The organism is Streptomyces sp. NPDC058045 (assembly GCF_042885635.1).
Taxonomy (GTDB): domain Bacteria; phylum Actinomycetota; class Actinomycetes; order Streptomycetales; family Streptomycetaceae; genus Streptomyces.
Genome location: NZ_JBHVRR010000063.1, coordinates 1 through 21,307, shown reverse-complemented (window position 1 = coordinate 21,307; position 21,307 = coordinate 1). Strand labels below are relative to the sequence as shown.

General features: G+C 71.8%; 21 protein-coding genes and 1 pseudogene. 15 read left to right on the top strand and 7 right to left on the bottom strand.

Annotated elements, in window-relative coordinates; all coding sequences use genetic code 11:
- The first annotated feature begins 302 nt into the window (after positions 1 to 302).
- Both ACFVST_RS26170 and ACFVST_RS26165 read left to right on the top strand, forming a co-directional pair.
- Positions 303 to 1,274, top strand: a complete 972-nt coding sequence (locus tag ACFVST_RS26170; RefSeq protein WP_390156047.1) for a heme o synthase — start codon at positions 303 to 305, stop codon at positions 1,272 to 1,274.
- A 105-nt stretch (positions 1,275 to 1,379) separates the two neighbouring features.
- Positions 1,380 to 1,766 (top strand): hypothetical protein, encoded by a 387-nt coding sequence (locus ACFVST_RS26165; protein ID WP_390156041.1) that lies wholly within the window; start codon positions 1,380 to 1,382, stop codon positions 1,764 to 1,766.
- A gap of 45 nt (positions 1,767 to 1,811) precedes the next feature.
- Here ACFVST_RS26165 and ACFVST_RS26160 read toward each other — a convergent pair whose 3' ends face one another.
- The 4 genes from ACFVST_RS26160 to ACFVST_RS26145 form a co-directional block, all read right to left on the bottom strand.
- On the bottom strand, positions 1,812 to 2,816 hold the full coding sequence (locus ACFVST_RS26160) for a heme A synthase (protein WP_390156040.1): 1,005 nt from the start codon (positions 2,814 to 2,816) through the stop codon (positions 1,812 to 1,814).
- A gap of 93 nt (positions 2,817 to 2,909) precedes the next feature.
- Positions 2,910 to 3,677 (bottom strand): ABC transporter permease, encoded by a 768-nt coding sequence (locus ACFVST_RS26155; protein WP_390156039.1) that lies wholly within the window; start codon positions 3,675 to 3,677, stop codon positions 2,910 to 2,912.
- Positions 3,674 to 4,597, bottom strand: coding sequence for an ABC transporter ATP-binding protein (locus ACFVST_RS26150; RefSeq protein ID WP_390156038.1), 924 nt, complete (start codon positions 4,595 to 4,597; stop codon positions 3,674 to 3,676). Before ACFVST_RS26150 ends, ACFVST_RS26155 begins: the two co-directional genes overlap by 4 nt.
- Positions 4,598 to 4,644: 47 nt before the next feature.
- A complete protein-coding gene (locus ACFVST_RS26145; RefSeq protein WP_390156037.1) occupies positions 4,645 to 5,454 on the bottom strand; it encodes an aminoglycoside N(3)-acetyltransferase in 810 nt (269 codons plus the stop codon).
- A 208-nt stretch (positions 5,455 to 5,662) separates the two neighbouring features.
- Between ACFVST_RS26145 and ACFVST_RS26140 the strand changes: the two genes are divergently transcribed.
- The 8 genes from ACFVST_RS26140 (at position 5,663) to ACFVST_RS26105 (ending at position 12,295) form a co-directional block, all read left to right on the top strand.
- Complete coding sequence (locus ACFVST_RS26140) at positions 5,663 to 6,445, top strand: helix-turn-helix transcriptional regulator (protein WP_390156036.1); 783 nt, start codon at positions 5,663 to 5,665, stop codon at positions 6,443 to 6,445.
- Positions 6,442 to 7,863 (top strand): Fe-S cluster assembly protein SufB, encoded by a 1,422-nt coding sequence (gene sufB / locus ACFVST_RS26135; RefSeq protein ID WP_390156035.1) that lies wholly within the window; start codon positions 6,442 to 6,444, stop codon positions 7,861 to 7,863. The genes ACFVST_RS26140 and sufB overlap by 4 nt, the downstream gene beginning before the upstream one ends.
- An 88-nt stretch (positions 7,864 to 7,951) precedes the next feature.
- Positions 7,952 to 9,136, top strand: a complete 1,185-nt coding sequence (gene sufD / locus ACFVST_RS26130; protein ID WP_390156034.1) for a Fe-S cluster assembly protein SufD — start codon at positions 7,952 to 7,954, stop codon at positions 9,134 to 9,136.
- Positions 9,133 to 9,450, top strand: coding sequence for a non-heme iron oxygenase ferredoxin subunit (locus ACFVST_RS26125; protein ID WP_390156033.1), 318 nt, complete (start codon positions 9,133 to 9,135; stop codon positions 9,448 to 9,450). The genes sufD and ACFVST_RS26125 overlap by 4 nt, the downstream gene beginning before the upstream one ends.
- Before the next feature lie 6 nt (positions 9,451 to 9,456).
- Positions 9,457 to 10,221 carry a Fe-S cluster assembly ATPase SufC gene (gene sufC, locus ACFVST_RS26120; protein WP_390156032.1) on the top strand — a complete coding sequence of 255 codons (765 nt, stop codon included), beginning with the start codon at positions 9,457 to 9,459 and terminating at the stop codon, positions 10,219 to 10,221.
- Positions 10,218 to 11,486, top strand: a complete 1,269-nt coding sequence (locus tag ACFVST_RS26115) for a cysteine desulfurase (protein ID WP_390156031.1) — start codon at positions 10,218 to 10,220, stop codon at positions 11,484 to 11,486. The genes sufC and ACFVST_RS26115 overlap by 4 nt, the downstream gene beginning before the upstream one ends.
- Positions 11,487 to 11,501: 15 nt before the next feature.
- Positions 11,502 to 11,960: a Fe-S cluster assembly sulfur transfer protein SufU gene (sufU, locus tag ACFVST_RS26110; RefSeq protein WP_390156030.1), complete on the top strand. Its 459-nt coding sequence runs from the start codon at positions 11,502 to 11,504 to the stop codon at positions 11,958 to 11,960.
- Complete coding sequence (locus tag ACFVST_RS26105; protein WP_390156029.1) at positions 11,957 to 12,295, top strand: metal-sulfur cluster assembly factor; 339 nt, start codon at positions 11,957 to 11,959, stop codon at positions 12,293 to 12,295. The genes sufU and ACFVST_RS26105 overlap by 4 nt, the downstream gene beginning before the upstream one ends.
- Positions 12,296 to 12,373: 78 nt before the next feature.
- On the opposite strand, the gene ACFVST_RS26100 is transcribed toward ACFVST_RS26105, so the two are convergent.
- Positions 12,374 to 13,465, bottom strand: a complete 1,092-nt coding sequence (locus tag ACFVST_RS26100; RefSeq protein WP_390156028.1) for a hypothetical protein — start codon at positions 13,463 to 13,465, stop codon at positions 12,374 to 12,376.
- Between the two features lie 178 nt (positions 13,466 to 13,643).
- On the opposite strand from ACFVST_RS26100, the gene ACFVST_RS26095 reads away from it, so the two are divergent.
- The 3 genes from ACFVST_RS26095 to dapD all read left to right on the top strand — a co-directional run bounded on the left by ACFVST_RS26095 (position 13,644) and on the right by dapD (position 15,589).
- On the top strand, positions 13,644 to 13,964 hold the full coding sequence (locus tag ACFVST_RS26095) for a DMT family transporter (protein ID WP_390156027.1): 321 nt from the start codon (positions 13,644 to 13,646) through the stop codon (positions 13,962 to 13,964).
- On the top strand, positions 13,964 to 14,530 hold the full coding sequence (locus ACFVST_RS26090) for a TetR/AcrR family transcriptional regulator (protein WP_390156026.1): 567 nt from the start codon (positions 13,964 to 13,966) through the stop codon (positions 14,528 to 14,530). Before ACFVST_RS26095 ends, ACFVST_RS26090 begins: the two co-directional genes overlap by 1 nt.
- Before the next feature lie 69 nt (positions 14,531 to 14,599).
- On the top strand, positions 14,600 to 15,589 hold the full coding sequence (gene dapD, locus ACFVST_RS26085) for a 2,3,4,5-tetrahydropyridine-2,6-dicarboxylate N-succinyltransferase (protein WP_390156025.1): 990 nt from the start codon (positions 14,600 to 14,602) through the stop codon (positions 15,587 to 15,589).
- A gap of 38 nt (positions 15,590 to 15,627) precedes the next feature.
- On the opposite strand, the pseudogene ACFVST_RS26080 reads toward dapD, so the two are convergent.
- Together ACFVST_RS26080 and ACFVST_RS26075 are read right to left on the bottom strand one after the other, a co-directional pair.
- Positions 15,628 to 15,729 (bottom strand): annotated as a pseudogene (locus ACFVST_RS26080) (4-hydroxy-tetrahydrodipicolinate synthase); the annotation flags it as partial.
- A gap of 146 nt (positions 15,730 to 15,875) precedes the next feature.
- Entirely contained in the window at positions 15,876 to 17,726 is a 1,851-nt protein-coding gene (locus ACFVST_RS26075) for an endonuclease/exonuclease/phosphatase family protein (protein WP_390156024.1), read from the bottom strand.
- 337 nt (positions 17,727 to 18,063) lie between these two features.
- Between ACFVST_RS26075 and ACFVST_RS26070 the strand changes: the two genes are divergently transcribed.
- Entirely contained in the window at positions 18,064 to 19,578 is a 1,515-nt protein-coding gene (locus ACFVST_RS26070; RefSeq protein WP_390156023.1) for a hypothetical protein, read from the top strand.
- A gap of 157 nt (positions 19,579 to 19,735) precedes the next feature.
- Positions 19,736 to 21,190 (top strand): alkaline phosphatase PhoX, encoded by a 1,455-nt coding sequence (locus ACFVST_RS26065; RefSeq protein ID WP_390156022.1) that lies wholly within the window; start codon positions 19,736 to 19,738, stop codon positions 21,188 to 21,190.
- Positions 21,191 to 21,307: the final 117 nt, after the last annotated feature.

Genomic DNA, 21,307 nt, shown 5'->3' with positions numbered 1-21,307 from the left:
CGTCCCTCCGCGCCGTTACAGACTGCCGGGAGGGCCTCCGCCCCGCCTGCCGACGGCCCGCCCGAGGCACCGCCCGCACCCCCGGCGAGCCACCCCACCCGCCACCCGGGAGCCCGTTCTGCCGTACCCCGTACGGCAGTTGAGGCCCCGCCGAGCGCGCCCCGCGCCCGCGCCGCGCACCCGCTCCAACACGGAGACCCCCCGCGAAGAGTGAGGTGGGGGCGCCGTCTAGAGTGGCGTGGTACGCGCGAGTCTTTACCGGGACTTCACGACCGGGGCTCGCTGGGATGTCTCTGTCAGGGGTGTACGTGACGGCCGTTCAGTCCCGTCCCGAGGGTGGGGGCAGTGCCCTCCAGGCCCCGGGCGAGCTCGGTAAGGGTCCGGACCGGTCGTTCGGTGCCCGGGTCATGGCTTTCGTGGCGCTGACCAAGCCGCGCATCATCGAGCTGCTGCTCATCACGACGGTGCCGGTCATGTTCCTCGCCCAGCAGGGCGTGCCCGACCTGAAGTTGGTGCTGCTCACCTGCCTCGGCGGCTACCTCTCCGCGGGCGGCGCCAACGCGCTGAACATGTACATCGACCGGGACATCGACGCGCAGATGGACCGCACCTCGCAACGGCCGCTGGTGACCGGGATGGTCAGCCCGCGCGAGTGCCTGGTCTTCGGCATCGCCCTCGGTGTGGTGTCCACCCTGCTCTTCGGCCTCACCGTCAACTGGCTCTCCGCCTGGCTCTCCCTCGGCGCGCTCCTCTTCTATGTGGTCGTCTACACGATGATCCTCAAGCGCCGCACCTCGCAGAACATCGTCTGGGGCGGTATCGCCGGCTGCCTGCCCGTCTTCATCGGCTGGTCCGCGGTCACCAACACCGTGTCCTACGCGGCCGTCATCCTCTTCCTGGTGATGTTCTTCTGGACGCCGCCGCACTACTGGCCGCTGTCCATGCGCGTCAAGGAGGACTACGCCCGGGTCGGTGTGCCGATGCTGCCGGTGATCGCCTCCAACAAGGTCGTCGCCCGCCAGATCGTCCTCTACAGCTGGGTGATGGTCCTGGTCTCGCTGCTGCTGACCCCGCTGGGATACACCGGCTGGTTCTACACGGCGGTGGCGCTGCTGGCCGGCGGCTTCTGGCTCTGGGAGGCGCACGCGCTGCAGAACCGCGCCAAGGACGGCCTGACCGGCGGCAAGCTCAAGGAGATGCGCCTCTTCCACTGGTCCATCACCTATGTGTCGCTGCTCTTCGTGGCGGTCGCGGTGGACCCCTTCCTGCGCTGACGCCGCACCGGGACGACCCGGGGCGCATACGACGGGCCCGGCACGTGGGCAAGACCACGTGCCGGGCCCGTCGCAGGATGATCTACCCATCGGTAGCATCTGGGTATGGCAGACACCGCTGACACACAGCCGGCCGACGAGACCACTGGGCAGCCCGGCACCGGTACCGGCGCCGCGCGCCGCGACACCCGTGACGAGCGCCGGGCCGCCCGGCTCGCCAAGGAGATCGGGGCCTTCGCCCGCGCCCACGACGGGGCCGAAGGGCAGGTCTCCTACCTGGGCCGCAAGGGCGCACGCATCGTGCTGGTCGGCGGCGACGGCCGCTGGGGCGACCTGGTCGCCCCGAGCCACACCGTCGCCGAGGCCGCGGTGGCGAAGGCCGGTATCACCGTGCAGGAGGACTTCGACGGCGAGCTCGCCGCCAGGGTCCGCACCGGCCCCTACGAGTGGTCCCGGATGGCCGGGATCCAGCTCGGAGGCAGGGACCACTGAACCGCCGACACCCGCTGGGGCGGCGGTAGTTGGGGGCGGCGTGAGTCAGACGGCCGACAGGTGGGCGTCCGGCTGGGACGGCAGTCCGGGCGCCGCCTCGGGCCGCTCCCGCAGCGACAGCAGCACCCGCAGCACCGCGATCCACACCAGCGCCGAGCCCAGCATGTGCAGGCCCACCAGGGCCTCCGGCAGCTCGGTGAAGTACTGGACATAGCCGATGACGCCCTGCGCGAGCAGCACCAGGAAGAGGTCGCGGGTGCGGCGCAGGGGCACGGCGGGCGCGTCCACCGCCTTCAGCACGAACCACAGGGCGAAGGACAGGGTGACCGTGACCCACGCCAGTACGGCGTGCATCTTGGTGACGTCCTCCCAGCTCAGCCCGGCGAACCGCATCCGCGCCACATCGCTGGAGTCGCCGGCGTGCGGCCCGAAGCCGGTGACCACGGTGCCGACGAGCAGCAGCAGCGCCGTCACGCCCACCAGGACCCACACCAGTTGCGCCACCGCCTTGCCGACGAGCGGGCGCGGTGCCGCGTCGCCCTCGCCGGTGCGCTGCCACATCACGGTGGCGACGCCGATCAGCGCCGAGGTCAGCAGATAGTGCGCGGCCACCGTGTACGGGTTGAGGCCGACCAGCACCACGATGCCGCCGAGCACCGCATTGCCCATCACCACCCAGAACTGCGCCCACCCCAGCCGGGTCAGGCTCCGCCGGTACGGCTTCTGCGAGCGCGCCGCGACGATCGCCCAGCCGACGGCGGCGCAGAGCACATACGTCAGCAGGCGGTTGCCGAACTCGATGACGCCGTGCACGCCCATCTCGCGGGTCGTGGTGAGGGAGCCGTCGGTGCACTCGGGCCAAGTGGGGCAGCCGAGTCCGGAGCCGGTGAGGCGGACTGCGGCGCCGGTGACGACGATGACGACGCTCATCAGGAGCGCGGAGAGCGCCGCACGGCGGACGGTGGCCGGGGCTGGGGTCCAGCGCTCGGCGATGAAGGCCAGCGGGTTGCGCAGGGCCGCGGTGGCGTCGGCTCGGGTCACTTTCGGCACGGAGCCATCGTAGAGGGCCGCTTGTGCACGGCTTCACGAGGGGGACGTTACGGGCGGAGCGGGGCGCCGCGGCCGGGCCGGGTCACTCCCGGGTCACTCCCAGCGGAAGAAGCGGGCCGCCGCGCCCAGACCCAGCACCGACCACACCGCGAGGATTCCCAGGTCCCCCCAGGGCGTGCCGGAGCCGTGCTGGAGCACCGACCGCAGGCCGTCGGAGAGCGCCGAGAGCGGCAGCAGTTCAAGGACGGCGCGCACCCCGCCCGGGAAGCGGTCCAGCGGTACCAGCACCCCGCCGCCCACCAGCAGCAGCAGGAAGACCAGATTGGCCGCGGCGAGGGTGGCCTCCGCCTTCAGGGTGCCCGCCATCAGCAGCCCGAGGCCCGAACAGGCCGCCGTACCCAGGACGAGCAGCAGCGCCACGGCCAGCGGGTTGCCGTGCGGGGACCAGCCCAGGGCCAGTGCGATCACCGTCAGCAGCACGATCTGAAGGACCTCGGTGACCAGTACGGACACGGTTTTCGCGGCCATCAGCGCCCAGCGCGGCAGCGGTGAGGCGCCGAGCCGTTTCAGTACGCCGTAGCGGCGCTCGAAGCCGGTGGCGATGGCCTGCCCGGTGAAGGCGGTGGAGAGCACCGCGAGCGCCAGCACACCCGGGGTGAGGAAGTCGACCGCCGCGCCCTTGCCGGTGTCGACGATGTCCACCGTGCTGAACAGCACCAGCAGCAGGGTCGGGATGACCACGGTGAGCAGCAGTTGCTCGCCGTTGCGCAGCAGCATCCGGGTCTCCAGCGCCGCCTGCGCGGCGATCATCCGCCCCAGCGGCGCGGCTCCCGGCCGCGGCGTGTACGTACCGGCGCTCATCCGCGCAGCTCCTTGCCCGTGAGTTCCAGGAAGACGTCCTCCAGGCTGTGCCGCTCGACGGAGATCCGGTCGGGCAGCACTCCGTGCTGGGCGCACCAGGAGGTGACGGTGGCCAGCAGTTGCGGGTCGACCTTGCCGGTGACGCGGTAGCCGCCGGGGGTGGTTTCGGCCGCCTCGGCGTCCGCGGGCAGCGCCTTCAGCAGCGAGGCGACGTCGAGTCCGGGCCGGCCGGTGAAGCGCAGGGTGTTCTCCGCGCCGCCGCGGCACAGCTCCTCGGGGGAGCCCTGGGCTATGACCCGGCCGGCGTCGATGATCGCCACATCGTCGGCCAGCTCCTCCGCCTCGTCCATGTGGTGCGTGGTGAGGATCACGCTGACGCCGTCGCCGCGCAGCTCCCGTACCAGGTCCCAGGTGGCGTGCCGGGCCTGCGGGTCGAGGCCCGCGGTGGGCTCGTCGAGGAAGACCAGCTCGGGTCGGCCGACGACGGCCATGGCGAGGGCGAGGCGCTGCTGCTGCCCGCCGGAGAGCCGCCGGTAGGAGGTGCGGCCGCAGCTCTCCAGGCCGAGGCGTGCGATCAGCGCCGGCACGTCCAGTGGGTGGGCGTGCAGCCCGGCCATGTGCCGCAGCATCTCCTCGGCCCGCGCCCCCGAGTAGACGCCGCCGGACTGGAGCATCACGCCGAGCCGGGGCCGCAGTTCACGGGCCTGGCGCCGCGGGTCGAGACCGAGGACCCGCACCGTCCCGGCGTCCGCGGCGCGGTAGCCCTCGCACAGCTCGACGGTGGTGGTCTTGCCGGCGCCGTTCGGGCCGAGGACGGCGGTGATGCCGGGGGCCGCGGTGAGGTCCAGGCCGTCCACCGCGGTCTTGTCGCCGTACCGCTTCGTCAGGCCCTCAAGCTGGACCACCGGCTCGCTTCGCATGGCGGGAAGTCTAGGAGGCGGCGCGCGGTGCCTCGGGCGGGGGCCGGTCAGGCCGGTGGGCGGTGCACCGGCAGCCATCGCCCGGCGTACGCCACCGCCTCGGTGAGCGGGAAGAGGCGGCAGGTGGCGGCTCCGACCGGGCCGCGCGGCACCGGCCGGTCCCGTTCGTAGTCGGCGCCGAGCAGCTCGAAGTCGTCCGAGGAGATGGGGGAGTCGAGCACCGTGACCCAGGCCCTGCCGCCCCCGGCGGTGAGCGCGGCGAAGCCGACCTCCACCCGGTCCTCGGCGCCGGGCACCCGGTATTCGGCCAGGTGGAAGGCGGTGCAGGAGTCGAAGCCCGCGCCGAGCAGCAGTATCCGCGCCCCGGCCTCCTCCAGTCTGGCCAGCGGGCTGTGCTCACCGAGGCGGCACTCGGGGCGGTGGCCGGAGGTGATCCGTCCGGCGAGCGGGCCGAGGGCGGCGAAGGAGGTCTGGGGGTGGCCGCTGCGCAGCGCTCCGGGCCAGGTCCGCACCACCTCCGGCACCGTGCCGACGCCGAAGCTGCGGGTGGTGTGCGGGTCGTAGCCGGGCATCGAGGCGCGCAGCTCGGGCCACCACTCCTCGGGGACGGCGGGGCTGCTCCAGTGCGCCGGGTCGGAGTTGTCGCCGGAGTGCGTGGGGACGACGAGGGTGCCGTCCTCACCGAGCACGTCGAGGAGGGCGTGCACCACGTCGACGGCGCCGCCGGCCACCCAGCCGAGGGCGCTGAGCGAGGAGTGCACCAGCAGGGTCTCGCCGGGGCGGACGCCGAGGGCGCGGAGTTCGGCGGCGAGTGTGGCGCGGGTGCAGAGCGGGCCGCGTACCGGGGGCTTCTCCATGGTGGGGGAGTGTGCTCGGCGGGCCGTGCGAGCGCCAGCGAATTGACCGCCGCCGGCCGTCTCGCCGCGCACCCCGTCTGATCGATCAGTGATGGTTTCCGCAGGTGGGCGGAGGTGTCTGCTTAGGGTCGCCTAAGTGATGCAGGGCACCGCGGGCCGCTGAGGCCGCGGCTTGTCACTGCCGAAGGAATTACGCAACAATGGCGTTGTGAAAAACGTCGGCGAGGCTCCCAGCCGCGGTCACCGTGACGGTCACCGCGCGGGCCAGGAGGACGCCGCGACCGGTGAGCGCTCCACGCGCAACCGCGTCGCGCGCTCCATCCTGGACCACGGCCCGTCCACCGTCGCCGAGCTGGCCGGGCGCCTCGGCCTCACCCAGGCCGCCGTCCGCCGCCATCTCGACGCGCTCGTCGCCGACGACATCGTCGCCCCCCGCGAGCAGCGGGTGTACGGCACCCGCACCCGCGGCCGCCCCGCCAAGGCCTTCGCCCTGACGGACTGCGGCCGGGACGCCTTCGACCAGTCCTACGACGCCCTCGCCGCCGAGGCGCTGCACTGGATAGCCCGGCACGCCGGAGGTGAGGCGGCCGTCGCCGCCTTCGCGCGCGACCGGCTCGCCGCCCAGGCCGAGAAGTGGCGGGAGGCCCTCGCCGAGGTGCCGCCCGAGGAGCGGGCCCAGGCGCTGGCCGCCGCGCTCTCCGCGGACGGGTACGCTGCTGCGGCGCGTGCGGCACCCCACCCGCAGGGTGGCGAGCAGCTCTGCCAGCACCACTGCCCGGTCGCCCACGTCGCCGAGCAGTTCCCCCAACTCTGCGAGGCGGAGACCGAGTTCTTCTCGACGCTGCTCGGTACCCACGTCCAGCGGCTGGCCACCATCGCCCACGGCGACGGCGTCTGCACCACCTACATCCCCCGCGCCGGCCCACCGGCCGCCGCCCCACAGACCACCGACAACGCACCTGCAAGCACGTCCGGGAGGAACCCCGCATGACGCTCCCCACGGAGACCGCTCACCCCGAGCTGGAGGGGCTGGGCAAGTACGAATACGGCTGGGCCGACTCCGACGAGGCCGGGGCGTCCGCCAAGCGCGGGCTCTCCGACGAGGTCGTCAAGGACATCTCGGGCAAGAAGTCCGAGCCGGAGTGGATGACCAAGATCCGCCTGAAGGGCCTCAAGCTCTTCCAGAAGAAGCCCATGCCGAACTGGGGCTCCGACCTCTCCGGCATCGACTTCGACAACATCAAGTACTTCGTACGCTCCACGGAGAAGCAGGCCGAGTCCTGGGAGGACCTGCCCGAGGACATCAAGGCCACCTACGACAAGCTCGGCATCCCGGAGGCGGAGAAGCAGCGCCTGGTCGCCGGTGTCGCCGCGCAGTACGAGTCGGAGGTCGTCTACCACCAGATCCGCGAGGACCTGGAGGAGCAGGGCGTCATCTTCCTCGACACGGACACCGCGCTGAAGGAGCACCCGGAGCTCTTCAAGGAGTACTTCGGCACCGTCATCCCGCCCGGCGACAACAAGTTCGCCTCGCTCAACACGGCGGTGTGGTCCGGCGGTTCCTTCATCTACGTGCCCAAGGGCGTCCACGTGGAGATCCCGCTCCAGGCCTACTTCCGGATCAACACGGAGAACATGGGCCAGTTCGAGCGGACGCTGATCATCGTCGACGAGGACGCCTACGTGCACTACGTCGAGGGCTGCACCGCGCCGATCTACAAGTCGGACTCGCTGCACTCCGCGGTCGTCGAGATCATCGTCAAGAAGGGCGCCCGCTGCCGCTACACGACCATCCAGAACTGGTCGAACAACGTCTACAACCTGGTCACCAAGCGCGCCGTCGCCTACGAGGGCGCCACCATGGAGTGGATCGACGGCAACATCGGCTCCAAGGTGACCATGAAGTACCCGGCGGTCTACCTGATGGGCGAGCACGCCAAGGGCGAGACGCTGTCCATCGCCTTCGCGGGCGAGGGCCAGCACCAGGACGCCGGTTCCAAGATGGTCCACATGGCGCCGAACACCTCGTCCAACATCGTGTCGAAGTCGGTGGCCCGTGGCGGCGGCCGTACCTCGTACCGCGGTCTGGTCGAGATCGGTGAGGGCGCCGCCGGCTCCAAGTCGAACGTGCTCTGCGACGCGCTGCTGGTCGACACCATCTCGCGTTCCGACACCTACCCCTACGTCGACGTCCGCGAGGACGACGTCTCCATGGGGCATGAGGCGACCGTCTCCAAGGTCTCCGAGGACCAGCTCTTCTACCTGATGAGCCGCGGCCTCACCGAGGAGGAGGCGATGGCCATGATCGTGCGCGGCTTCGTGGAGCCCATCGCCAAGGAACTGCCGATGGAGTACGCCCTGGAGCTCAACCGGCTGATCGAGCTGCAGATGGAGGGCGCGGTCGGCTGACCGGGCCGCAGCAGGGGCCGCCCCCGGGGCGGCCCCGCCCATCCGCAGCGAGCAGATTTCCGACGAGGAAGAGAGCAGAACGACAGCCATGGCTGAGGCCCCCCAGAACCTGCCGGTGGGATCGTCCACCACCGGGTCGATCGCGGTAGCCGGCGAGTCGACCGTCGCCACCCGCATGAGCGCGCCCGCGTCGTACGACGTGGCGGACTTCCCCGTGCCGCACGGCCGGGAGGAGGAGTGGCGCTTCACCCCGCTGGCGCGGCTCCGCGGCCTGCACGACGGCACCGCCACCGCAGACGGCTCCATCAAGGCCGAGATCTCGGTGCCGGACGGCGTCACCGTGGAGACCGTCGCCCGCGACGACGCCCGGCTCGGCCGCAGCGGGACGCCGGTGGACCGGGTCGCGGCCCAGGCGTACTCGGCCTTCGAGAAGGCGACCGTCGTCACCGTGCCCAAGGAGACCGTGCTGAGCGAGCCGGTCCGGCTGGCCCTGCACGGCGAGGGCGGCGTCACCTACGGGCACACCGTCTTCGAGCTGGGCGCCTTCGCCGAGGCCACCGTCGTCATCGACCACACCGGGGACACCGTCCGCGCCGCCAACGTCGAGTACGTACTCGGCGACGGCGCCAAGCTCACCGTCGTCACCGTCCACGACTGGGACGACACCGCCGTGCACGCCTCCCAGCAGAGCGCGCTCGTCGGCCGGGACGCCGGCTTCCGCCATATCGTCGTCACCTTCGGCGGCGACCTGGTCCGCATCCACCCCCGCGTCCGGTACTCCGGCACCGGCGGCGAGGCCGAGCTGATCGGCCTCTACTTCACCGACCGGGGCCAGCACCACGAGCACCGCCTCCTGGTCGACCACAACACCCCGCACTGCAAGTCCAACGTCGTCTACAAGGGCGCGCTCCAGGGCGAGGACGCGCACGCGGTGTGGATCGGCGACGTCCTCATCCAGGCCGCCGCCGAGGGCACCGACACCTACGAGATGAACCGCAACCTCGTCCTCACCGACGGCGCGCGGGTCGACTCGGTGCCGAACCTGGAGATCGAGACCGGTGAGATCGTCGGCGCCGGCCACGCCTCCGCCACCGGCCGGTTCGACGACGAGCAGCTCTTCTACCTGATGGCGCGCGGTATCCCCGAGCAGGACGCCCGCCGCCTGGTGGTGCGCGGCTTCTTCGCCGAGCTGGTGCAGCAGATCGGTGTCCCGGACATCGAGGAGCGCCTGCTGGCGAAGATCGAAGAGGAGCTGGAGGCGTCCGTCGCATGAGCTTCGTCCGCGTCTGCGGCCTCAGCGAGCTGGAAGAGGACACCCCGAAGCGGGTGGAGATCGACGGCACGCCGGTCTCCGTCGTCCGCACCGAGGGCGAGGTCTTCGCCATCAACGACATCTGCTCGCACGCGAACGTGTCGCTCTCCGAGGGCGAGGTGGAGGACTGCCAGATCGAGTGCTGGCTGCACGGCTCCAGCTTCGACCTCCGCACCGGTAAGCCCTCCGGCCTGCCCGCGACCCGCCCCGTCCCCGTTTACCCCGTCAAGACCGAAGGGGACGACGTGCTCGTCTCCCTCTCCCAGGAGTCCTGAGCCACCATGGCAACGCTTGAAATCCGAGACCTGCACGTCACCGTCGAGGCCGACAACGCCACGAAGGAGATCCTCAAGGGCGTCGACCTCACCGTGAAGCAGGGCGAGACGCACGCCATCATGGGCCCCAACGGCTCCGGCAAGTCGACCCTCGCCTACTCCCTCGCGGGTCACCCCAAGTACACGATCACCAGCGGCACCGTCACCCTCGACGGTGAGGACGTGCTGGAGATGTCCGTGGACGAGCGGGCCCGCGCCGGCCTCTTCCTCGCCATGCAGTACCCGGTCGAGGTCCCCGGCGTCTCCGTCTCCAACTTCCTGCGCACCTCCGCCACCGCCGTCCGCGGCGAGGCACCCAAGCTGCGTACCTGGGTGAAGGAGGTCAAGGAGACCATGCAGCGGCTCCACATGGACCCGGCCTTCGCCGAGCGGAACGTCAACGAGGGCTTCTCCGGCGGTGAGAAGAAGCGGCACGAGATCCTCCAACTGGAGCTGCTCAAGCCGCATATCGCCATCCTGGACGAGACCGACTCCGGCCTCGACGTCGACGCCCTGCGCGTCGTCTCCGAGGGCGTCAACCGCGTCCGCGAGTCCGGCCAGGTCGGCACGCTGCTGATCACGCACTACACGCGGATCCTCCGCTACATCAAGCCCGACCACGTCCATGTCTTCGCCGACGGCCGCATCGCCGAGTCCGGCGGCCCGGAGCTCGCCGACAAGCTGGAGAACGAGGGCTACGAGGAGTATGTGAAGGGAGGCGCGTCCGAGTGACAGACGCCCATCAGGGGCTCCCCGGCCTCCTCGACACCGAGGCGATCCGCAAGGACTTCCCGATCCTCGACCGGGTGCTCCACGACGGCAAGAAGCTGGTCTACCTGGACAACGCGGCGACCTCGCAGACGCCGCGCCAGGTCCTCGACGCGGTCGACGAGTACTACGAGCAGCACAACGCCAATGTGCACCGCGGTGTCCACGTCCTCGCCGAGGAGGCCACCGCGCTGTACGAGGGCGCGCGGGACAAGGTCGCCGCGTTCGTCAACGCGCCCAGCCGCGACGAGGTCATCTTCACCAAGAACGCCTCCGAGTCGCTCAACCTCGTGGCGAACATGCTGGGTTGGGCCGACGAGCCCTACCGCGTGGACCACGAGACCGAGATCGTCATCACGGAGATGGAGCACCACTCCAACATCGTGCCGTGGCAGCTCCTCGCGCAGCGCACCGGGGCGAAGCTGCGGTGGTTCGGCCTCACCGACGACGGCCGCCTCGACCTGTCGAACCTGGACGAGGTCATCACCGAGAAGACGAAGATCGTCTCCTTTGTGCTGGTCTCCAACATCCTCGGCACCCAGAACCCGGTCGAGGCCATCGTGCGCCGCGCCCAGGAGGTCGGCGCCCTGGTGCTGATCGACGCCTCCCAGGCCGCCCCGCACATGCCGCTCGACGTACAGGCACTCCAGGCCGACTTCGTGGCCTTCACCGGCCACAAGATGTGCGGCCCGACCGGCATCGGCGTCCTCTGGGGCCGTCAGGAACTGCTGGAGGACCTGCCTCCGTTCCTCGGCGGCGGCGAGATGATCGAGACCGTCTCGATGCACTCCTCCACCTACGCCCCGGCACCGCACAAGTTCGAGGCGGGCACCCCGCCGATCGCCCAGGCCGTGGGCCTCGGCGCCGCGGTGGACTACCTCAACGCCATCGGCATGGAGAACATCGCCCGGCACGAGCACGCCCTCACCGAGTACGCGGTGCGGCGGCTGCGCGAGGTGCCGGACCTGCGGATCATCGGCCCCACCACGGCCGAGGAGCGCGGCGCCGCGATCTCCTTCACCCTGGGAGACATCCACCCGCACGATGTGGGCCAGGTCCTCGACGAGCAGGGCATCGCGGTCCGGGTCGGCCACCACTGCGCCCGCCCCGTCTGCCTGCGCTACGGAATTCCCGCGACCACACGAGCGTCGTTCTATCTGTACTCCACGCCGGCCGAGATCGACGCACTGGTCGACGGCCTGGAGCACGTACGGAACTTCTTCGGCTAGGGCGGTGCTGCTTTCGTGAAGCTCGACTCGATGTACCAGGACGTCATCCTGGACCACTACAAACACCCGCACGGGCGTGGTCTGCGCGATGGCGACGCCGAGGTGCACCATGTCAACCCGACCTGCGGCGACGAGATCACGCTGCGCGTGAGGTACGACGGCACCCGCATCGCGGACGTCTCGTACGAGGGGCAGGGCTGCTCGATCAGCCAGGCCAGCGCCTCCGTGCTGAACGATCTGCTGGTCGGCAAGGAGCTGGCCGAGGCGCAGCGGATCCAGGCGGTGTTCCTGGAGCTGATGCAGTCCAAGGGCCGCATCGAACCGGACGACGAGATGGAGGAGGTGCTGGAGGACGCGGTCGCGTTCGCCGGCGTCTCCAAGTACCCGGCCCGCGTCAAGTGTGCTCTGCTGAGCTGGATGGCGTGGAAGGACGCGACGGCCCAGGCCCTCGCTGAGGAGGCGACGACCGCATGACCGACAACGACACCGCCACCCTGAAGCCCGCCTCGGAGGAGGAGCTGAGGGAGGCACTGATGGACGTCGTGGACCCTGAGCTGGGGATCGACGTCGTCAATCTCGGCCTGATCTACGGCGTCCATGTCGACGACGCGAACATCGCCACCGTCGATATGACGCTCACCTCGGCCGCCTGCCCGCTCACCGACGTCATCGAGGACCAGGCCAAGTCGGCCACCGAGGGACTGGTCAACGAGCTGCGCATCAACTGGGTGTGGATGCCGCCGTGGGGCCCCGACAAGATCACCGACGACGGCCGCGAGCAGTTGCGCGCCCTCGGCTTCAACGTCTGAGCCGGCGGCGGTCCGCCGCCCAGGGGCGGTCCCGGTCCACCGGGGCCGCCCCCGGCACGTCTCCGAGGCGGCCTGCAACTACCCCGCGGCCGCGGCCAGTTGATCGGCCAGGCCCTCCTTGCGTATCCGCTGGTCGAGATAGAGCAGCGTCGTCACCAGCGGTACGAAGGCCGCGAAGACGATCTGCATCACCAGCGTCACCGCCAGCGAGAGCCCCGTGGACACCACCATGCCCGGCAGCACCTGCGACAGCACCTCGCCCGGGGTGTCGGCCTCCTGGAACCGCGGGGAGAGACCCGGCTGCGGCCCGACGAACATCAGCGGCAGCCGGAACGCACCGGCCGTCACCGCCACGATCCCGTACGCCAGCGCCGTGACACCGAAGATCCGCCACCAGGCGCCCCGCACCAGCCCGGCCGAGCGCCGCAGCGCCCTGCCCGGCCCCGCCGACTCCAGCACCACCGCGGGCGGCGCCAGACTGAAGCGCACAGAGAGCCAGATCGACAGCGGCGCCAGCGCCAGACACACCAGCACCATCAGCACCGAGGCGACGGCGACGCCCGAGCCGTCCCCCGCCGAGGCCGCCGCGATGATCAACGCGCCCCCGCCCCCGGCCAGCAGCAGCCACGGCACCGTCACCATCAGCGTGATCAGCAGCAGCACCCCCAGCGCGGGCAGCGTACGGGAGGCGGCCCGGCGGAAGACCGCGCCCACCGTCGTCGCCCGACCCAGCACCGCGGACTCCAGCACGCTCGGGCAGGCGGCCTGGGTGAACGCCGTCACCGGCAGCATCAGCAGCACCGCGATCCCCCACACCGCGGCGAACGCCACCAGCACCGGGCGCCCGTCCGCCCACTGCGGCGGCACCTCCGCCGTCGAGTGCAGCAGCGCCCGCAGATGCCCCGCCACCGACCGGTACGCCACCGCGCCGGCGCCCGCCACCAGAAGCAGCAGCAGCCCGTACGCGGTGCCGATGGTGCCGAAGAGCGGGCCGGGGTAGCGGCGCATGGTGGCGAGGGCGCCGCCGAGTATCTGGTCCAGGCCGAGCGGCGCCAGCGGTATCACCCCCGGCTTCGGCGGTGGCGGCGCGCCCCAGCCCCAGCCGCCGTAGGGCGGGCCGGGCGGGGGGCCCTGCGGTGGCGTGGGTCCCCACCCCGGTGCGTTCGTCATCGCTTCAGCGCTCCGTCGTCCATGACCCCGCGCCCGCCGGTCGTGCCGCGCATGGATCCCTCCCCCTGTCGTGGCCACCGACCCTATCCGCCGGGTACGACAGCGGACAGCCTCGCCCCGGGAGGCGCCTCCCCGGCCGTTGTGTACGCCCGTACACAAGCCGCCTACACTGATCCGCATGGGATACCTGCTGCTCGCCGGTGCCATAGCGGCGGAGGTCGCCGGCACCACCGCGATGAAGTACAGCGAGGGCTTCACCCGCCTCGTGCCCTCGATCATCACGGTGGTCGGCTACCTCACCGCCTTCGCCCTGCTGGCGCAGACCCTGCGCACCCTCGCCGTCGGCACCGCCTACGCGATCTGGGCCGGCGTCGGCACCGCCGCCATCGCCGCCATCGGCATGGCCTTCCTCGGCGAGTCCGTCAGCGCCGTCAAACTCGGCGGGATCCTCCTCGTCATCGCCGGGGTGGTGCTGCTCAACATGGGAGGCGCCCATTGATGTCCGCACGCCCCCGACGGCATGACCCCGAGCGGCGGCAGCGCATCATCGACGCCGCGATCCGGGTCGTCGCCGCCCACGGCATCGCCGGCCTCACCCATCGCACCGCCGCCGCCGAGGCCGATGTACCGCTCGGCTCCACCACCTACCACTTCCGCACCCTCGACGAACTCCTCGTCGCCGCCCTCCGCCAGGCCAACGAGGGCTTCGCCCAGGTCGTCGCCGCCCGCGCCGCCCTCCAGGACCCGCGGGCCGACCTGGCCACCGAACTCGCCGGCGTACTCGGCGAGTGGCTCGCCGGCGACCCCACCGGCGTGGAGCTGGAGTACGAGCTGTACCTCGCCGCGCTGCGCCGACCCGCGCTGCGGCCGGTCGCCGCCGAGTGGTGCCAGGGTTTCGAGGCGCCGCTGGCCCGCCGCACCGACCCGGTCACCGCCCGCGCCCTGCTCGCCCTGATGGACGGCATCTGCCTCCAGGTCCTCCTCACCAACGCCCCCTACGACGAGGAGTACGCCCGCACCATGCTCGACCGCCTCATCCGGCACTCTGGCCAAGTCGGTCCATAGGTCCCGCCACCTGAGACGGGCGGGGCACCGGTTCGCCTCGGTGGGCCCGTGCCGGTTAGGTTCTGAGCCATGACCGACACGACTTCCCCGCGCGGCACGGGCGCCGTCGCCGCAGGCCTGGCCACCGTCACCGCCGACGGCACCGTCCTCGACACCTGGTTCCCCGCCCCCGCCCTCACCGCCGAGCCGGGCCCGGCCGGGACCGAGCGGCTCGACGCCGAGCGCGCGGCCGAACTCCTCGGCGCCGCCGCCACCCAGGCCGTCGGCCCCGACGCCCGCCGCGGCGTGGAGATCGTCGCCGTCCGTACGGTCATCGCCTCCCTGGACGACAAGCCGCTCGACGCGCATGACGTCTATCTGCGGCTGCATCTGCTCAGCCACCGGCTGGTCCGCCCGCACGGGCAGAGCCTGGACGGCATGTTCGGCTTCCTGGCCAATGTGGCCTGGACGTCGCTGGGCCCGGTCGCCGTGGACGACCTGGAGCAGGCCCGGCTGAACGCCCGCGCCGAAGGCCTCCACCTCCAGGTCACCTCGGTCGACAAGTTCCCCCGGATGACGGACTATGTGGCGCCCAAGGGCGTGCGGATCGCGGACGCGGACCGGGTGCGGCTCGGCGCGCACCTCGCCGCCGGCACCACCGTGATGCACGAGGGCTTCGTCAACTTCAACGCCGGCACCCTCGGCACCTCCATGGTCGAGGGCCGTATCTCCGCGGGCGTCGTGATCGGGGACGGCTCCGACATCGGCGGCGGCGCCTCCACCATGGGCACCCTCTCCGGCGGCGGCAATGTCGTGATCTCCATCGGTGAGCGCTGCCTGATCGGCGCCGAGGCCGGGATCGGTATCGCACTCGGCGACGAGTGCGTGGTGGAGGCCGGGCTGTACATCACGGCCGGCACCCGGGTCACCATGCCCGACGGCGAGATCATCAAGGCCCGCGACCTCTCCGGCGCCTCCCACATCCTCTTCCGCCGCAACTCCGTCACCGGCGCCGTCGAAGCCCGCCCCAACAACGCGGTCTGGTCCGGCCTCAACGAGATCCTGCACAGCCACAACTGACCCTCGCCCACCGGCGGTTCAGGCCATCATCGCCCGTTCAGCGGCAGCAACCGCCGCTGCGGCGCCGCCGCCGCGCCCGCGGTGTCCCCCGCGTCGAAGGCGTCGAGCACGGCCCGCGGCCCGTCCGGTGCCACGTTGGCGCCGGCGGGCGCGGGGGGTTCTCCGTCATGCCTGGAGTGTCGGCCACCCCGCGCCCCGGCTCCACTTGGATGTGCTACCGGTCAGAGGGAAGGAACGCTGAACTGAGCCTGGATACAGCCCAGTTGAGCGTTCCCGTCCCGCCGGGTCAGTTCTTCAGGCGGAGCAGTTGCGGGTCGTGGTCGCTGTTCTGCTGGGAGAACTCGGCGTTGATGTGGACGCTGTCGTAGGAGAAGGAGCCCTTGCGGAGGGAGGGGCTGATCAGGATCTGGTCGAGGACCTGGCTGTTGCCCTGGTAGTTGTAGGAGTAACGCGCCGCGGGCGGCAGGGACTTGATGGCGGACCAGAGGGCGTCGCCGTCCTCCAGGCGCTTCACGGTGTCGGAGAACTCGAAGTCGTTGATGTCGCCGAGGGTCACCACCGCCGCGTTCTTCTCCGTCGAAAGCAGCTTCTTCACAAAGGAGTTGACCGCGTCGGCCTGCTGGTGCCGCTGGGTCTCGGAGCTGCGGGTGGGCGGCTGGTACTGCGAGGTGAGGTTCTGGTCGCCGCCCTTGGAGGCGAAGTGGTTGGCGATGACGAAGACGGTGCGGCCCTGGAAGGTGAACTCCCCGGCCAGCGGCTTGCGGCTGGACTTCCAGGCCTCGTTGCCCGGGTCGATCCGCCCGGGGGAGAGGGTGAGCGCGGCCTTGCCGTTCTCACCGGTGACGTCGACGGCGGTGGTGGCGTCGCCGCCGGGCCGGTCGGTGAAGGAGACCCGGTCCGGGTTGAAGAGGAAGACCTGCCGGATGTTGCCGCCGGGCTCGCCGCCGTCCGCCTTGTTCTCCGGGTCGATGGAGCGCGCCTCGTAGTGCGGGCCGCCCGCGGCCGCGATGGCGTCGGTGAACTTGCGGATCGTCTCGCCCGCGGTGACCGTGCCGTCGTCGGTGGCGCCGTTGTCGTCCTGGATCTCCTCCAGGGTGACGATGTCCGGCGACTTGAGGTTGCCGACGACGCCTTCGGCGAGCCGGTCGAACTTCTCCTGCGGGTCGGTCGGGTCGAGGTTCTCCACGTTGTACGTGGCGATCGCCAGTTCCTTGTCCTTCTGCGCCCGCGCCGTCTCCCGCTCGGGGGCCTTTCCGGTGACGCCGCCCAGGCTGCGGGCGGTCAGCGTGTAACCGCCGAACTGGTTGAAGTCCAGGGGCCCTTCGCCGCCGCCGATCTTCTGGCCCACCTCGGCGCCGGGGAAGGCGTCGGTGGTGGCCGGGATCAGCGACTGCACCTGGAGCCGCCCCGAGTTCTGCGCCTCGTAGGAGCCGTAGCGGGTGCCGCCGCGCTCGGTCGGGTTCTCCTTGGGCTTCACCGTCACCCACAGCTCACCGTAGGAGTTGGCGGAGGTGACCACCCGGGAGGAGCCGATCCGGACGTTCATGCCCTCCAGGGACTCGTAGCGGTCCAGGGCGTAGCGATCGGGTTGCAGCGTCAGGGAGTTGATGGAGCCCTTGTCCGAGGCGTCGCCCTCGGGGGCGTAGGCGTCGGGCACCGAGCGGGCGTCGAGGGTGACCGGGGCGGGCAGCTTGTTGCCGCCGGACTCCACGGTGACGGTCGGCTTGGTGATCTCGGTGAGCGACTGGTTGCCGGAGTCCTTGCCACCGGGCACGTACTCGGAGACGGTGCCGGACACCTTCACCGCGTCGCCGACCTTGACCTTGGGGACGGAGGAGGTGAAGACGAAGACGCCCTCGCTGGTGGCGGGGTTGTCGTCGGCCTGCGGGTCCTGGAACCAGAAGCCCTTGGCGGAGCCCGCGGTGCGCACCCCGATGACGATGCCGGGGACGTCGGCGACCTCCTTCCCGGCGAGCGGGGATATCCGGGTGTCGCCCTGGATGTCGTGGATGCGGACCTGGTCCGCGGCCGGATCCGGGGCGGCTCCGGCGGTCGGGGCGAGCGATCCGGCCCAGACGGTGGAGCAGACGGCGGCGACGGTGAGCGCGGCGAGCCGCGAGCTGGTCTTGCTCGGCAAGGTTCCCTCCGGGGGGCGTGTGCGGCGCCGGGTTGTGCGGTGCCGGGACGGGGCGTGCGGAGTGCGGTGCGGAGGTGCGGGTGGTGCCGGGGGGCGCGGGGTGCGTCGGCACGTGGTCGGGCGCCGTCCCGCTCCTTCTACGCGCGTCAATCTCTTGCGCGGACAGGGCAGTTGTCAAGACTTCACCGGTGTATCCGCGGTGAACGGTCATCGGTGGGCGCGCTGCCCGGGGCCGGTCCGCGGGGCCGCGCCGCCCACCGCCGGGCGGCGGGCGCGGAAGCGGTCGCGCAGGCTCTAGGCTGAAGGCGCACCAGGTACCTTGCGAGGAGTCACCCCGATGTCAGACAGCGCCCCCCTGCCGCCGGTGCGGCTGCACCCCGAAGCGGAACTGGCCCGGTACGCCCTCGCCGCGCCGCTGCTGGCCCGCGCCGTACGGCTGGCCCGCTGGGCCGGGCCCGGTACCCGGGTCGGCGCGGGCGGTGAGCTGGTCGAGGAGCAACTGCCGGACGCCGCCGCCGAACTCGGCCTGGGCGAAGGCCCGGACGCGGAGGCCGACGCCAGTGCCGCCTGGCGGGTCGCGGTGGACATCGGCCTGATCGACGTCTCGGCGGCGGAGAACGCAGACGAGGCCGACGAGGCTGACGGGGCCGACGGGGCGGACGGCGGCGAGGGCGAGGGGGCGTCCGGGGTCGTCGCCGGGGACGAGTTGGGCCTGGTCACCTCCGGTTCGCCCGCCGATGTCCTCGGCCTCTGGCTCGCCGCGCTGGAGACCGTGATCGCCGACGCCGGGGTGCCCGACCTGGACGACATCGACGGTCTGGCGGACGCCGTCGCCGGTGGCGGCACCGTCGACCTGGGCGGCCTGGACTGGGATCCGGAGGCCGAGGCGGAGTTCCTCGACGGTGTCCTCGGCAATCTCTATCTGCTCTCCGTGGGCGGCGACGGCCCCGAGGAGCAGCCGGTTCCGCTGCCCGCCCTCGCCGCCTCGATGCTGGTACCGGATGACATGGCGGAGCCCACCGACGCCGTACTGGAGCAGGTGTCGGACGCGATGCTGCGGCTGGACGACCAGTTCCGGATGCTGGAGCCGACCGGGCTGGTCGAATTCCGGCCGGTGGACGAGGAGTTGATGGCGGAGTCGGACGGCGACGAGCTGCCCGCCGGTACCGACCCGGACGACGAGGACGTCAGCCGCTACGGAATGGTCCGCCTCACCCCGCTGGGCCGCTACGGGCTGCGCAGCCGGCTGCTGGAGGCCGGATTCCAGGCGCCCGTGGTGGGCGACCTCACCGAACGCGGCGCCGACGCCCTGCTCGCCGCCACCGCCGGATACCCCGAGCCCGCCGCCCGTACCGAGACCGAACTCTGGCTGGAGCGCCGTGAACCGCTGGGCGCGGCACGGGAGTTGCTGGCCGCGGCCCGGGGGGCGGACGAGGCGGGGCCGCTGCGCCGCCTCCGCTGCCAGCAAGCTCTGGCGCTGCTCGGGGCGGAGGTGGAGCCCGCGCTGCGCGAGGTGCTGGACGATCCGGAGCTGGGCGGTCTGGCCCGGGTGTGGCTGACCGAGCACGGCGCGTCCGACGTACCGCCGCCGGGCGAGGCGATGATCTTCTGGCTGACCATCGACACCCTGGCCGCGCAGCTCGCCGCGGAGGGGAACTCGGCCGAACTCCAGGCCCTGGTCGAGGGGTTGGCGCAGCAGCACAGCGGCTTCTTCGACACCGCCTGGCGGGTGGCGCACCCGGCGACCGCCGAGGTGCTGGAGGCGATGGGCCGGCTGCACCCGGACAAGCGGGTCGCCAAGGAGGCCCGCAAGGCCGCCTTCAAGGCCCGCTCCCAGCAGCACTCCGGCTGATCGGGCGGAGACCTGGGCGCAGGCCCGCCCCCCTGGGTAGGGGAGACAACTCCTGTGCGTCGACGGCCGTTCAGGCCGTGTTCGCCTCCGCGGGTGACGGTGGGTGGCAGCCGCGCCGCCCCCCACGGCTCAGGTACTCGATGACACAGGAGACACCATGCCGCTCACCCGCAGGGAGTTCACCAGCAGAACGGCCGCCACCACCGCGGGGGTGGCCCTCACCGGCAGCGCCGGGGTGCTCGCCACCGCCCCCGGCGCGCTGGCCGCGCAGGACGGCGACGGCCAGGGCCAGGACCAGGGCAACGGCCACCGCCCCGCCGTGGGTTACGGGCCGCTGGTCGCCGACCCGGACGGCCTCTTGGCGCTGCCCGCCGGCTTCTCGTACCGCGTCATCACCCGGACCGGTGTCACCACCCTGGAGTCCGGCGAGTCCACCCCGTCCAACCACGACGGCACCGCCACCTTCGAGGGCCCCCGCGGCACTACCCTGCTGGTCAACAACCACGAGCTGGCCGGTGCCCGCGCGAAGTGGCCGCACCCGGTGCCGCTCACCGAGGGCCTGGTCTACGACCGGGGCGCGGCCGGGGGCTGCACCGTCGTGGAGGTGCGGCCCGGCGGGCAGGTCGCGGAGTGGGTCGGCATCGCCGGTACCGCCACCAACTGCGCAGGCGGACGCACCCCTTGGGGCACCTGGCTGACCTGCGAGGAGACCGAGGACAAGGCGGGCGCCAACGGCTTCACCCAGGACCACGGCTATGTCTTCGAGGTGGACCCGGCGGACCGCCGCGCCAACCGCGACCCCAAGCCGATCAAGGCACTGGGGCGCTACGCCCATGAGGCCGTCGTCGTGGACCCGTCCCGCGGCCACCTCTACCTCACCGAGGACGCCGCCGGCCCCAACGGCCTGCTCTACCGCTGGACCCCGCCGCACGGCTTCCAGCACGGCCGCGGCAGGCTGCGCACCCTCGCCGACGACGCGGGCGTACTCCAGGCGCCCCGCTGCTACGACTCCGGTGGCCGCTTCGTGGACGACCTGTCCCGCGCCACCGCCCCCGGCACCGTCTACGGCGTGGACTGGGTGGACGTACCGGACCGGGACGCGCGTACCGTCTCCACCCGCAAGCAGTTCGGGGACCGGGAGATCACCCGGGCCCGGAAGCTGGAGGGCATGTGGTGGGGTGACGGCGGCGCCTATGTGGTGTCGTCCTTCGCCCGCGGCGAGAGCCCGGTGCAGCACGACGGGGCGGTCTGGTTCTACGACCCCAAGCGCCGCACTCTCACCCTCAAGGTGCTGCTCGGTGTCAACCCGGACCCGTCCAAGGACGGTGCCTTCGACGGGCCGGACAACATCACCGTCTCCCCGTACGGCGGGCTGGTGATCGCCGAGGACGGGGAGGGCCTCCAGCATCTCTTCGGGGCGACCGACAGCGGCCGGACGTATCCGATCGCCCGCAACGAGCTGAACATCGGCACCGAACAGGAGCCGGAGTACAGCGAGTTCACCGGGGTGACCTTCTCGCCGGACGGGCGGACCCTCTACGCCAACATCCAGACCCCGGGCATCATGCTCGCCATCACCGGGCCCTGGAAGCGGCAGCCCCGCAAGGGCTGACCTGCCGCGCGGCCCCGGTGCCCCCGGCCGGGCGGGGGGGGGGGGGGCGCGGCGGGGCCCGGGCCGCGGCCGGGGGCGTTTACCGACCACCCCCCGGGCGCGCCGGCACAAAAGGTG